Origin of the sequence: Aquitalea magnusonii (assembly GCF_003202035.1) — a bacterium.
GTDB lineage: Bacteria > Pseudomonadota > Gammaproteobacteria > Burkholderiales > Chromobacteriaceae > Aquitalea > Aquitalea magnusonii.
Genome location: NZ_QJKC01000001.1, coordinates 290,138 through 303,021, shown reverse-complemented (window position 1 = coordinate 303,021; position 12,884 = coordinate 290,138). Strand labels below are relative to the sequence as shown.

Below are 12,884 nucleotides of genomic sequence, written 5' to 3'. Positions count from 1 at the left end.
GCTATAAACAAAACAGGGCGGTGAGCAACACCGCCGGCGCCGGGGACTAGCCGACATCATGAACCAGACCGTATCTGCGCTGGACGGGCTGCTGCACGAGGCAGGGCCTTTGCTGTTGGGGCTGTGCAGCAATGCCCTGATCGGGGTGTACGTCATTCAGGACGACCGCTTCGTCTTCGTCAATCCCCGGCTGGCCGAGCTGTTCGGCTACAGCCAGCAGCAACTGTGCAGCGGCATGGGGCCGCGTGAGCTGACCGCCCCGCGCGACCATGACATGGTGCGCCGGGAAATCCATCGCCGCATCGAAGGCGACAGCCACAGCAGCCACTATGCTTTCCGCGGGGTGCGGCAGGACGGCAGCGAGCTGGATGTGGAGGTGTTTGGCGTCAGTACCCGCTTTGGCGCGCGTCCGGCCATCATCGGCATGCTGCTGGATGTGTCCGAACGCACGGCGGCGGAGCGCGCGGTCCAGGATCAGCTGCAATTCATCACCCGTCTGATCGATACCATTCCCAATCCGGTGTTCTACAAGGACGAAACCGGCCGCTACATCGGCTGCAACAGCGCCTTCGAGCAATATCTGGGCAAGGCGCGCAGCGAGCTGATCGGCCGTACCGTATTCGATATATCCCCGCCCGACCTGGCCGCCCGCTACCAGGCAGCAGACCAGGCGCTGTTTGACGACCGCGGCACCCAGGTATACGAAACCCAGGTGGTGTATGGCGATGGCAGCCGGCATGAGGTGATGTTCTACAAGGCGACCTTCGACAAGGCCGACGGCAGCCTGGGCGGGCTGGTCGGCCTGATGCTGGATATCAGTGAACGCAAGCGCATGGAGCAGGCCATCTGGCACGAGGCCAACTACGACGCCCTGACCGGCCTGCCCAATTTGCGGCTGTTGCGTGACAGTCTGGCCAAAGAACTGGAGCGGGCGCGCCGCAAGAACAGCAATCTGGCGCTGCTGTTTATCGATCTGGACCGCTTCAAGGAAGTCAACGACACCCTGGGTCACCTCATGGGTGACCAGTTGCTGAAACAGGCGGCCGAGCGCATCCGTGCGGTGGTGCGCAGTAGTGACACGGTTTCGCGCCAGGGCGGGGATGAATTCGTGGTCATCCTGCCCGACATCAGCGACGCCCAGGCCGCCGCGCTGGTGGCCGGCAAAATCATCCGCCTGCTGGGCCTGCCTTTCCTGCTGGGCAGCAATCAGGTTTATGTCTCGGCCAGCATCGGCATTGCACTGTGTCCGGATGACAGCACGCAGCTGGAAACCCTGGTCAGCTTTGCCGATCAGGCCATGTATGCCGCCAAGGCGGCCGGGCGCAATGGTTTCAGCTTTTTCACGCCATCCTTGCAGGTCGAGGCACAACGCCGGCAGCAAGTGGGCAACAGCCTGCGCCATGCGCTGCGCGACAACCATTTTGAAGCGTATTACCAGCCGATCATCGCGCTGGACAGCGGCCGGGCGGTCAAGGCGGAAGCCCTGCTGCGCTGGCGCCATCCCGAGCAGGGGGTGCTGTTGCCTGGCGATTTCATCGCGGTGGCCGAGGAAATCGGCATGATCGGCGATATCGGCAATCTGGTGTTCCAGCAGACGCTGGAACTACTGGAGGCTTGGCCTGGAGGGCAGGTCAGCATCAATATCTCACCCCGTCAGTTCATCAGTGGCGACTGCCGCCACTGGCTGCAGGAAATAGCCGCGCGGCAGCTGCCAGCGGGCTGTCTGGCGGTGGAAATCACCGAAGGCTTGCTGCTGGACGAGCGGCCGCTGGTGGTCAATACCCTGCTGGGCTTTCACCAGGCCGGGGTGGAAGTCAGCATCGACGACTTTGGCACCGGCTACTCGGCCATGTCCTATCTGAAAAAATTCAATATCGATTATCTGAAGATAGACCGCAGCTTTATCGCCGGCCTGGCCCGCGATAATACTGACCACGCCATTGCCGAAGCCGTCATCGCCATGGCCCACAAGCTGGGCATGCGGGTGATTGCCGAAGGAGTGGAGACCGAGGCGCAGCGCCAGCTGCTGCTGGAAGCGGGCTGCGACTATGCCCAGGGCTATCTGTTTGCCCGGCCCATGCCACGCCAGGACTTTATCGATTTCATTCGCAGCAGCCAGTGCCGAGTGGCCGCTGGCGGCAATGACTAGCCACTGGCGATTTCGTAAAACTCGATCGGCAGCTGATCCGGATCCTGGCAAAAGAAAAAGCGCTGACCGGTCAGCTCATCCAGGCGGATTTCCTCGCAGGCGACTTGCTGACGCAGCAGCAGCGCCCGCACACCCTCCACATCATCCGTACTCAAGGCCAGATGGCGCAGACCGCAGGCTTCCGGCCGGCTGAGCCGCGGCGGCGCTGCGGGAAAACTGAACAACTCCAGCTGGCTGCCATCCGGCAATTGCAGGTTCAGCTTCCACGACTGGCGCTCGGCACGCCAGCTCTCGCTAATGATGGGCAGGCCGAGAATGCGGTGGTAAAAGTCGCGGGCACGGGGATAGTCGGCAGTAATCAGCGCGACATGGTGCAGGCCGCGCAGCGGCAGGGGGGAGTCTGGCATGCTTGATAGAGAATTTATATTGAAAATCTAACTTCAATCAATTGGACGAATAATGCCGGGGCCGGCACAATGGCGCCACTGACTGACACTCAGCACCACAGGGGCTGGTTCTGCTTGCGGAACCTCTCCTGCCGTTAACAGGCAATCAACACCTGACGCCTGTTGGCGACCCTCCCGCTTTCGGTGGTTTCGGGCCTTGACGCCACCGAATGCTCTTGTGACCGGCCCCACCCCGTGGTGGCCGGTCTTTTTTTGCGTCCTGCCTTGCGTCAGGGAAGCATGGCGCAGCAGCCGGTGCCGGCCATCTGCCGCTAGCGGCGATCTTCCAGCAGGGTTTTCAGCCAGTGGCTGCGCTGCTGCCAGATGATGGGAGCCTCCAGCAGCAAGTGGGCGGTGGCGAGGATGTTCAGCACGGCAGTGCCCAGCAGCAGGTAGGAAATATTGTCGAACTGCCTGAGTACCAGCACGCTGGCCAGCGCAGCGGCCACCATGTAGAAGCCATTGATGATGTTGTTGGCGGCAATGGCCTGCGAGCGGAAGCTGTCCGGGCTGGATAGCTGCAGCCAGGTATATAGCGGCACGGTAAAGAAGCCACCAAAGAAACCCAGCATGGCCACATCCAGCATATGGCGCCAGCTGCTGAGCTGGCCAAGGAAATCCGGCAGCGTCAGCAGGGTGCCGTGGTAATGCGACATGGCACCCAGTGCCAGATCACCGCCAAACAGCGTCATGCCGGCGCTGCCCAGCAACACCAGCCCAAGCTGCAACTGACCGTGCGACAGCTTGGCGCAGATCACCGAACCCAGGCCGATGCCGATGGAAAACAGGGCCAGCATCACGGTGTAGACATCGGCATTGCCGCCCAGGTGCAGGCGGGTAAAGGTGGGCAGCTGGGTGGTGTAGACCGCGCCCATCAGCCAGAACCAGGAAATGCCGAGAATGGCGCTGCGTACATCGCGAATGCGCCAGGCCTGGCCGACCAGCCGCACCGAGTCGCCGATGAAATTGAAGGACAGTTTCAGATGCGGCGCACCGGGCGGCGCTGCCGGCATGCGGCGGCTGAACAGCCAGCCGCACACGGCGGTGCCCAGCAACAGGCCGACGGTGAGCCACGGGCCGCCCTGGGTCATCAGGCTGCCGATGATCTGGCCGATCAGGATGGCCAGGAAAGTACCCATCTCGATCATGCCATTGCCGCCCACCAGCTCGTGTTCGTCCAGGTATTGCGGCAGTACCGAATACTTGAGCGGGCCAAAAAACGCCGAATGGCAGCCCATCAGGAACAGCGCCGACATCAGCAGGCCGGCACTGTGCATAAAGAAGCCAGCGCCAGCCAGCAGCATGATGCCGATTTCGGCCAGCTTGATCCAGCGGGCGATGACGGCCTTGTCGAAGCGTTCGGAAATCTTGCCGGCGGTGGCGGAGAACAGGAAAAAGGGCAGGATGAACACCCCGGCCGCCATATTCACCAGCAGTTCCGGGGACAGGCCGTTCAGGCTGAGGCCATGGTAGCTGATCAGCACCACGATGGCGGTTTTCAGCAGATTGTCATTGAATGCGCCCAGGAATTGCGTGCCGAACAAGGGCAGAAAGCGGCGGGAGCCAAAGAAACTGAAGTCTGTTTTCACGGTGTGTCAGCACGAAAAGGCGGGAAAGGCATGCTAACTGATCCGAAACGGCCTGTCAGCCTTGCTCCACCCTGGATGCGGCCGGCTTTTCCGTGGTGCCGGCGGTGCCAGCCTCGGCCTTTTGCTGTGCCGGACGGTCGTCGTCCATCAGGATGCGGTGGGCCGGGCCTTCCATGTCGTCAAACTGACCGGAGCGGGTGGCCCACCAGAACACCACGGCGATGACAAAAGCCAGCACGATGCTGAGCGGGATGAGCAGGTAAAGACTTTCCATCAGGATTTCCGTTTGACGAGTCGCAGGGCATTGCTCACCACGATGAGCGAGCTGGCGGCCATCCCCAGGCTGGCCAGCCACGGAGTGACGTGGCCGGTCATGGCCAGGGGCAGCGCCAGCAGATTATACCCGGCTGCCCACCACAGGTTTTGCCTGATTACTGCCAGTGTCTTGCGTGCCAGCGACAGGGCTGTCGGAATCAGCGCCAGCTGGTCTCCCATCAGCACCATGTCGCCGCTGGCGCGGGCAACGTCGGTGCCGCCACCCATGGCCAGCGACACATCGGCGCGCGCCAGTACCGGCGCATCATTGATGCCATCGCCCACCATCAGCACCCGCTTGCCGGCCTGCTGCAACTGGCCGACAAAAGCCAGCTTGTCTTCTGGCGTGGCACGGGCATGCCAGTCGCTTATGCCCAGGCTGTCGGCCAGGCTGTGCACGGCACCCGCGCCATCGCCACTGAGCAGGTGAATGGCAATGCCACGCTGGCGCAGGGCCTGCACCATGGCGGCGGCATCATCGCGCACGGTGTCGCCGATGGCGAATACCGCCTGCGCGGCCTGCCGGTTTGCCAGCACCACCAGGGTGCAGTCGGCATGCCAGTCCTGCGCCAGCACAAGCGGCGTTGCCAGCCACTCATTGATGAATTCGGCCGAACCCAGCCGCCAGCTCTGGCCGGCGATGACCCCTTCCACGCCCTTGCCCGGCGTGCTGTCCAGCCGTTCGGTGGCCGGTAGCGGCAGGTCGGCTGCCGCCAGTTTCAGTGCCTGTGCCACCGGGTGCTCCGATGCCTGCTCCAGTGCGGCGGCGATGGCCAGCGTGGCGGCATCGTCCAGCCCGGCCAGTGTCTGCTGCGCGCGCAGGCGCATGTCGCCATGGGTCAGGGTGCCGGTCTTGTCAAACACGGCGTCACTGACCTTGGCCAGGGTTTCCAGGGCATGGCCGCGCGTGGTCAGCACGCCCAGCGCGGCCAGGTGGCCGGTAGCGGCGGTCAGCGCGGCCGGCGTGGCCAGTGACAGCGCGCACGGGCAGGAGATCACCAGCACCGCCACCATGATCCACAGCGCACGGGCCGGCTCGATAAAGTGCCAGGCGATATAGCTGCCGGCAGCCGCCAGCAGCAGCAGGGCGACAAACCAGCTGGCAAAGCGGTCGGCCGCCACGGCCAGGCGCGGCTTTTCCGCCAGCGCCTTGTCCAGCAGCCGCACAATGCCGGCCAGCCGGGTTTCCTGGCCAGTCTGGCTGATGCGGACAAACAGCGGGCTGCTGGTATTGACGCTGCCGGCCACCACGGCGTCGCCGGCTTGCTTGCTGACCGGGCGGCTCTCGCCGCTGATCAGCGCCTCATTCGCCGCGCTATGACCATCCAGCACCAGACCATCGCCGGGAATGGTTTCGCCCGGCTTCACCAGAATCACATCGCCGGGATTGAGCATGGCTACCGTGGTTTCCACCGTGTCGCGGCTGGCCGGCCAGTCATTGGCGCGGTGGGCAAAGGCCGGTATCAGCCGTACCAGGCTTTCGGTGGCCTCGCCGGCCTTGCGCCGGGCAATGCTTTCCAGATAGCGCCCGCCCAGCAGCAAAAAGACGAACATCGATACCGAGTCGAAATACACGCCGTGCGGAATCTTGTTGATCAACGCCCACAGGCTGGCGAAAAAGGCGGTGAAAATGCCGATGGTGACCGGCGTATCCATGCCGACGCGGCCGGTTTTCAGGTCGCGCCAGGTGTTCTGGTAGAAGGGCACGGCGGAGTACAGCATCACCGGCAGCGTCAGGATCAGGCTGGCCCAGTGCAGCAGCCACAGGAAGTCCGGGTCGATGTCGCCATCCGGCGCCAGGTATACCGGCACGGCATACATCATCACCTGCATCATCGACAGGCCGGCCGCCCATAGCCGGCTGATGGCCTGCTTGCGCTGCTTCTGTGCCAGCGCTTCCTGGCGTTCGGCATCATAAGGATGGGCGCGATAGCCGATGGCCGTGATGGCCTGCAGGATCTGCGACAGCCGGATGCGGCTGTTGTCCCAGCTGACCCGTGCGCGGTGGCTGGTATAGTTGATGTCCACGGCCAGCACGCCCGGCAACTGGCGGATGTGCTGCTCGTTCAGCCAGACACAGGCGGCGCAGGTGATGCCTTCCAGCATCAGCGCCGCTTCACGCGTTTGTCCGCTCGTGACATGGACAAAGCTTTTCTGCAATTCTTCCGAGTCGTACAGCTGAATCTGCTGCAAAATATCGGCCGGCAATACCTCGCCCTGGCGCGCGCCCTGCGTGCGGTGAGCGTAGTAGTCGGACAGCCCGGAGTCGATGATGGTCTGCGCCACCGCCTGGCAGCCGGCGCAACAGGTGGCTTCGGTTTTTTCGCGATAACGCACCGGAAAATCGACATTCTCGGGAACGGGCAGGCCGCAATGGAAGCAGTGATCAGTCATGGCGCGCCATTGTAAACAATACTCGGACGCATTGCTTGATCTGGCTCAGTTTCATGACGGGTGAAATTCGCTAAAGAGCAGGCAGTGCAAGGAAAGGCAAAGCAAGATGATGCAGGCGATTTTACAAAGCGCACCGGGTGCTGCTGACACCCTTTATCCGGGGGAGACCGCCAGGCCGCAGCGCCAGGCCGGCCAGCTGCTGCTGCAGGTGATGGCCGCCGGGGTGAATCGGGCCGATATCGTGCAGCGCAGCGGGCATTATCCGCCGCCGCCCGGCGCCAGCAATATCCTGGGGCTGGAAGTGGCCGGGGTGGTGGTCGAGGCTGATGCCGGCAGCCGCTTTCGCGAAGGCGATGCGGTATTCGGCCTGATCGCCGGTGGCGGCTATGCCGAATATGCGGTGCTGGACGAGGCGCTGGCCATTGCCAAGCCGGATGCCATGTCCTGGGTGGAGGCGGCCAGCCTGCCCGAGGTGTGGATGACTGCCTGGCTGAACCTGGTGCAGGTCGGCAAGGTGCAGGCCGGGGATAAGGTGCTGATCCATGCCGGCGCCAGCGGTGTCGGTGCCACGGCCATCCAGCTGGCGCGCTGGCTGGGGGCGCATCCCTTTGCCAGTGCCGGCAGTGCGGACAAGCTGGCCTTCTGTCAGCGACTGGGGGCGGAACAGGTCTTCAATTACAAGCAGTTGCCGGCCTTCTCGGCCCAGGTCAAGGAGTGGGGCGGGGTGGACATGATTCTCGACCCGGTCGGCGCATCTTATCTGGCAGAAAACATGGCCAGCCTGAAGCAGGATGGCCGGCTGGTGAATATCGGCCTGATGGGTGGCAGCAAGAGCGAACTCAATCTGGGCCTGCTGCTGGTCAAGCGTCTGTCGCTGATCGGCTCCACCCTGCGTTCCCAGCCGCTGGCGGCCAAGGCCGTGCTGGCGCAGGCGCTGGAGCGGGAAATCCTGCCAGCCCTGCAGGCCGGACAGCTGCAACTGACCCTGGACAGCAGCTACCCCTGGCAGCAGGCGGCGGAGGCACATGCCCACATGGAAGCCAATGCCAATCTGGGCAAGGTGGTCTTGACCTTCTTTCCTGTAATGACGGCGTAATCCGTCGCCCGTACATTGTGCGGCGTGGGAGGTGCTCTGCCTCTGACTGGTATGGATGGGATTAGGGGACGATGCGGCTATCGTTCCCCTTTTTTTTGTCTGCAAAAAAGCCCGCCTCTGGCGAGGGCGGGCCTTGGGTCCTGCTGCTGCGGGTAACCTTATTCGGCGGCGCTGGCAGCCGGCAAGGGCGACAGCGCTTCGATCAGCGCGACTTCCTGGGCGTAAGACAGCGTCTTCATCTTGCCCAGCAGCGCCTCGCCATCCAGCTTGAAATGCTGATCCAGTTCCTCGTCTATCATGCAGGCTTCCACTGCCAGCCAGACGCCGCGGCAGGATGCCGCCTCTTCGAAGCGCACGTTTTGCAGTACATGGGCAATCAGCTGCAGCTCGGCATCGGCGAACAGGCGCGACAGGGTGGCCTGTTCTCGGCGGACGATTTCCGCATAACGGTCGCAAATCTGCTGTACCCGGCTTTCGTCGCCGTAATGGTGTGTCTCGGCTGCGCCGGTCAGTGCGCTGTGATCAAACCAGGCCTCGATCAGTGGGCGCAGGGTGGGCAGGTCTTCATTCCATACCCGGTGCAGCGCATCGCGGAAGCGGGCGTTGTCGGTGAAGGACAGCTCGTCAAAAGGCATGGCCGGCATCACCTGCTCATCCAGCGTGCGGCTATCTATCCAGATGCGGCCTTCTTCGTCGCGACGCACCACGCCACGCCAGACGGCCTGTTCTTCGGTGGCCAGATTGTCGACATGGATTTCCACATAGGGCAGCGGCAGTGGCTGGCCCTCGTCCTCGCTCACCAGGCGCAGGGTGATGTCAAACAGGCCGTGCTTGAACACTTCCAGCAGCTGCAGCCCGTCGGCATGGCCGGCCAGGATGAAGCGGTCAGCCGTTTCGTATACCGCCACGTCGGTGGGGTGTTGCGCCGGCTTGGTCAGCTTGGCCGACAGCTCGTCGGCCAGCTGGTTGGCGTCGTTGTGCTGCACATCGAAGCCGGTGCGATAGCCTTCATGTTCATGCCACAGGGCGTCCCAGTCATACATGGTCGACTCCTCAATATCGGGGTTTGCAAGGGGAAATGGCGCGCAGTGTAACCAAATCATCATGCCTTGTCGCGATAATGCTTTGGGTTAAGCCTGTGCTACGTGATAGAATCGTACGATTTTTCCGCTTCAACCGACCGAATTCCGAAACATGACACGACAGATTCGTAATATTGCCATTATTGCCCACGTGGACCATGGCAAAACCACCCTCGTTGACCAGTTGCTGCGCCAGTCCGGCACCTTCCGCGAGAACCAGCAGGTAGATGAACGCGTAATGGACAGCAACGATCTTGAAAAAGAGCGTGGCATTACCATTCTGGCCAAGAACACCGCCATCGACTACGAAGGCGTGCACATCAATATCGTGGACACCCCGGGACACGCCGACTTCGGTGGCGAAGTGGAACGTGTACTGGGCATGGTGGACGGCGTGCTGCTGCTGGTCGACGCCGTGGAAGGCCCGATGCCGCAAACCCGTTTCGTGACCAAGAAAGCCCTGGCCCTGGGCCTGCGTCCGATCGTGGTGATCAACAAGGTAGACCGTCCGGGCGCACGTCCGGACTGGGTGGTAGACCAAACTTTCGACCTGTTCGACAAGCTGGGCGCCACCGACGAACAACTGGACTTCCCCATCATCTATGCTTCCGGCCTGAACGGCTTTGCCAAGCTGGAACTGGATCAGGAATCCGACAATATGCGTCCGCTGTTCGACACCGTGCTCAAGCACGTGCCGCTGCCGAACGGTAGCGCAGACGCTCCGCTGCAACTGCAGGTGTCCGCTCTCGACTACTCCACCTACACCGGCCGTCTGGGCCTGGGTCGTATCCTGAATGGCCGCATCAAGCCGGGTCAGCAGGTGGTGGTGATGAACCACGAAGAGCAGGTTGCCGCTGGCCGTATCAACCAGCTGCTGGGCTTCAAGGGCCTGGAGCGCGTGGAAGTGGCTGAAGCCGAAGCCGGCGACATCGTGATCATTTCCGGTATCGAAGACATCGGTATCGGCGTCACCATCTGTGACAAGGATCAGCCGGCTGGTCTGCCGGTACTGTCGGTGGACGAACCGACCCTGACCATGGACTTCATGGTGAACTCCTCGCCGCTGGCCGGTACCGAGGGCAAGTTCGTGACCAGCCGTCAGATCCGTGACCGTCTGAACAAGGAACTGCTGACCAACGTGGCGCTGCGCGTTGAAGAAACCGAAGACTCCGACGTATTCCGCGTGTCCGGTCGTGGTGAATTGCACCTGACCATCCTGCTGGAAAACATGCGTCGTGAAGGCTTTGAAATGGCCGTGGCCAAGCCGCGTGTGGTGTTCAAGGAGATCAACGGCGAGAAGTGCGAGCCGTACGAAAACCTGACCATCGACCTGGAAGATGATCACCAGGGTGGCATCATGGAAGAAATCGGTCGTCGTCGCGGCGAACTGACCAATATGGAATCCGATGGCATGGGTCGTACCCGCCTGGAATACCATATCCCGGCGCGCGGCCTGATCGGCTTCCAGTCCGATTTCATGACCATGACCCGTGGTACCGGCCTGATGAGCCACGTATTTGACGACTACGCACCGGTGAAGCCGGACATGCCGGGTCGCCACAATGGCGTGCTGATCTCCCAGGAAAACGGCGAAGCCGTGGCTTACGCACTGTGGAAGCTGGAAGATCGCGGCCGCATGTTCGTATCCCCGGGCGACAAGCTGTATGAAGGCATGATCATCGGCATTCACAGCCGTGACAACGACCTGGTGGTCAACCCGGTCAAGGGCAAGCAGCTGACCAACGTGCGCGCCTCCGGCACTGACGAAGCGGTTCGCCTGACCACGCCGATGAAGATGACGCTGGAATCGGCAGTTGAATTCATCGACGATGACGAACTGGTGGAAATCACGCCGAAGTCCATCCGCATCCGCAAGCGCTACCTGCAAGAGCACGAGCGTCGCAAGATGAACAAGCAAGCTTCCTGATCTTTCAGCGGAGTGACAAAAGGCAGCCAATGGCTGCCTTTTTTTGCAACTGACTTTATATGTAAGTAAATATTTAGTTGACTAGGGGTTATTTGATAGATATAAATCGAAATGCGAGGTTCCCGCCTCGTATCTATCCCCGCTAAACGTTGATCCCGGCCTGTGCCGGGATTTTTTTGTCTGCCGCCTACAGGGTCAGCGCGCCGGGGACGGCGTGGCTGGCGGGGGCTGCGGGCGTCATCCTGACATCCATCGCAAGCAGCAGGCAGAGCTTGATGGCACGGATCACCGCGATATTGACATCATCCCGGCTGAGCGCCAGTGCGGCATCCTGTGCGGGGTGGTCGTGCAGAATGCTTTCGCGCCGCGCCTGCAGGGTGTCCAGCAGCGGGTCCTCCACATAGGCGAGCAAGCTGTTTTCCTGCGGGAAAAGCAGCTTCAGCCACAAGCGCAGCCGCTCCACGCCGCGGATATTGTTTTCTTCCAGCAGGATGCTGCCCAGTTTGTGCTGTATGGCAAAGTCGTGCCGTTGCAGCACTTCGCTGCGAAACAGCTTGTCACGATGAATGGGCTTGAGCTGCTCCAGTGCATCCAGCAGCAGCAGCGGCTGACGGTTACAGCTCTGCTCGATGAAGTCGCGCAGCAATGCCTCGATGATGTCCCAGGCCAGTGCGGCGGCCAGTGCATTAAGCCGCTGGAACACCGCACCACCATGCTGGTTTTCGATAAAGCCAAACACCTTGCGCATTTCCTGTTCCAGCTGATTGAGTCCGTCCTCGCTGCGAATCAGCTCGGCAAAGGCCAGCTCCCCCAGCTGTTCACTCAGCCGGGCAGCCTGGCTGGCATAAACCATGTCAAAGGGCAGGCACAACATCGACTTGATGGCAAAGATCCGCTCCAGCGCACCCAGGCACAGCTGGCGCAGTGCCAGATCAGGACAGCGGCGGATGATGGCTTGCAGCTTGAGCTGCAGTTGGGAAAACGAAGCGGCACTGCTATAGGTCACGCTGTCTTTCATTGCCTCACTCATCTGCACCATGCCCGCGGGTATTCGGATATTTGTTTAAATTGTTTTAATTATTGCAGGATGGATGAGACTTGATTTGCCGGTCTGCGTCAAGTCAGCGCAACCCCGGCCCTGGCTTGCCAATGGTGCGGCTATTCCACCAGCAGCATATTGGCGCGTATCCAGCCGCTATCCGCGGCTTCGAAGTGCCACCATTCGCTGGCAATGCCGTGGAAACCGGCTTGCTGCATGCAAGCACGCAGCAACAGGCGTCGCTGCAGCTGCGGCTGGGTCAGCAGGCCGGCCTGTAGCATCTGCCTTTCCTGGGCGGGTTGTGCCAGCAGGGAAAAGTCATCAAAGCGGGTGCCCATGTCCTGCTCCTGGCCATGCTCGTCCTCCAGCGTGACATCCACCGCCATGCCAAAGCTGTGGATGGAGCCGCGTGCCGGGTCGGCTACATAGATATGCTGCGGCGTGCCCTTCACCCGCTCCCACAGCAGGCGCTGCACCCGTCCGGGCCGCAATGCATCCAGCACCCGCAAGCGCCAGCCCGGCCGTTCTTCTTGCAGGATGCTCGCGGCGCGGGCCAGCTGGCTGGCGGCCTGGCGGTGCAGCAGGCCGCCATCGAAATCGCCATACAGCTTGTGCCCGATGAAGTTGTCCGCGCTGGCATAGCGCAAATCCAGCAGGATGCCCGGCATCTGGTGGATTGAGATGTATTCCGGATGATTGAGTACGTCTTCCAGCTGGATGGTGGTCAGGGGCATGGGGGGATTCCGGTTGAGCGGGGCAGATGGCCGGCATGTTGACGGCATGACGGATTGTATCTTCCACCAGCGGGCAGAACCAGGCAATGCGCCGCGGTTGCGGATGGGCCGGG

At 61.9% G+C, this 12,884-nt stretch carries 10 protein-coding genes; 3 read left to right on the top strand and 7 right to left on the bottom strand.

Features of this window, described 5'->3' with window-relative positions:
- Positions 1–58 precede the first annotated feature (58 nt).
- The gene (locus DFR38_RS01395) at positions 59–2,149 is read left to right on the top strand and encodes a putative bifunctional diguanylate cyclase/phosphodiesterase (protein WP_059287472.1); all 2,091 of its coding nucleotides are present in this window, start codon (positions 59–61) and stop codon (positions 2,147–2,149) included.
- On the opposite strand, the gene gloA2 is transcribed toward DFR38_RS01395, so the two are convergent.
- The 4 genes from gloA2 to DFR38_RS01375 all read right to left on the bottom strand — a co-directional run bounded on the left by gloA2 (position 2,146) and on the right by DFR38_RS01375 (position 6,893).
- Positions 2,146–2,556 (bottom strand): SMU1112c/YaeR family gloxylase I-like metalloprotein, encoded by a 411-nt coding sequence (gloA2, locus tag DFR38_RS01390; RefSeq protein WP_059287473.1) that lies wholly within the window; start codon positions 2,554–2,556, stop codon positions 2,146–2,148. The genes DFR38_RS01395 and gloA2 overlap by 4 nt on opposite strands.
- A gap of 311 nt (positions 2,557–2,867) precedes the next feature.
- Positions 2,868–4,184, bottom strand: coding sequence for an MFS transporter (locus DFR38_RS01385; protein WP_110312887.1), 1,317 nt, complete (start codon positions 4,182–4,184; stop codon positions 2,868–2,870).
- Positions 4,185–4,239: 55 nt separating this feature from the next.
- Positions 4,240–4,458, bottom strand: coding sequence for a cbb3-type cytochrome oxidase assembly protein CcoS (ccoS, locus tag DFR38_RS01380; protein WP_059287654.1), 219 nt, complete (start codon positions 4,456–4,458; stop codon positions 4,240–4,242).
- A complete protein-coding gene (locus DFR38_RS01375) occupies positions 4,458–6,893 on the bottom strand; it encodes a heavy metal translocating P-type ATPase (protein WP_110312886.1) in 2,436 nt (811 codons plus the stop codon). Before DFR38_RS01375 ends, ccoS begins: the two co-directional genes overlap by 1 nt.
- 106 nt (positions 6,894–6,999) lie before the next feature.
- Between DFR38_RS01375 and DFR38_RS01370 the strand changes: the two genes are divergently transcribed.
- On the top strand, positions 7,000–7,989 hold the full coding sequence (locus DFR38_RS01370) for an NAD(P)H-quinone oxidoreductase (protein WP_239688641.1): 990 nt from the start codon (positions 7,000–7,002) through the stop codon (positions 7,987–7,989).
- A 158-nt stretch (positions 7,990–8,147) separates the two neighbouring features.
- Here the strand turns inward: DFR38_RS01370 and DFR38_RS01365 are convergent, their stop codons facing one another.
- The gene (locus DFR38_RS01365) at positions 8,148–9,032 is read right to left on the bottom strand and encodes a hypothetical protein (RefSeq protein ID WP_059285948.1); all 885 of its coding nucleotides are present in this window, start codon (positions 9,030–9,032) and stop codon (positions 8,148–8,150) included.
- Positions 9,033–9,183: 151 nt separating this feature from the next.
- Between DFR38_RS01365 and typA the strand changes: the two genes are divergently transcribed.
- Positions 9,184–10,998, top strand: a complete 1,815-nt coding sequence (gene typA / locus DFR38_RS01360; protein ID WP_059285947.1) for a translational GTPase TypA — start codon at positions 9,184–9,186, stop codon at positions 10,996–10,998.
- 187 nt (positions 10,999–11,185) lie between these two features.
- Here typA and DFR38_RS01355 read toward each other — a convergent pair whose 3' ends face one another.
- Both DFR38_RS01355 and DFR38_RS01350 read right to left on the bottom strand, forming a co-directional pair.
- Positions 11,186–12,016: a hypothetical protein gene (locus DFR38_RS01355; RefSeq protein WP_110312885.1), complete on the bottom strand. Its 831-nt coding sequence runs from the start codon at positions 12,014–12,016 to the stop codon at positions 11,186–11,188.
- Positions 12,017–12,156: 140 nt separating this feature from the next.
- Positions 12,157–12,771, bottom strand: coding sequence for a M15 family metallopeptidase (locus DFR38_RS01350; protein WP_059285945.1), 615 nt, complete (start codon positions 12,769–12,771; stop codon positions 12,157–12,159).
- Positions 12,772–12,884: the final 113 nt, after the last annotated feature.

Excerpts from the sequence above, each read along its gene's own strand:
- DFR38_RS01395 (WP_059287472.1), top strand. The coding sequence starts at position 59 with ATGAACCAGACCGTATCTGCGCTGGACGGGCTGCTGCACGAGGCAGGG.
- gloA2 (WP_059287473.1), bottom strand. The coding sequence starts at position 2,556 with ATGCCAGACTCCCCCCTGCCGCTGCGCGGCCTGCACCATGTCGCGCTG.
- ccoS (WP_059287654.1), bottom strand. The coding sequence starts at position 4,458 with ATGGAAAGTCTTTACCTGCTCATCCCGCTCAGCATCGTGCTGGCTTTT.
- DFR38_RS01375 (WP_110312886.1), bottom strand. The coding sequence starts at position 6,893 with ATGACTGATCACTGCTTCCATTGCGGCCTGCCCGTTCCCGAGAATGTC.
- DFR38_RS01370 (WP_239688641.1), top strand. The coding sequence starts at position 7,000 with ATGATGCAGGCGATTTTACAAAGCGCACCGGGTGCTGCTGACACCCTT.
- DFR38_RS01365 (WP_059285948.1), bottom strand. The coding sequence starts at position 9,032 with ATGTATGACTGGGACGCCCTGTGGCATGAACATGAAGGCTATCGCACC.
- typA (WP_059285947.1), top strand. The coding sequence starts at position 9,184 with ATGACACGACAGATTCGTAATATTGCCATTATTGCCCACGTGGACCAT.
- DFR38_RS01355 (WP_110312885.1), bottom strand. The coding sequence starts at position 12,016 with ATGAAAGACAGCGTGACCTATAGCAGTGCCGCTTCGTTTTCCCAACTG.
- DFR38_RS01350 (WP_059285945.1), bottom strand. The coding sequence starts at position 12,771 with ATGCCCCTGACCACCATCCAGCTGGAAGACGTACTCAATCATCCGGAA.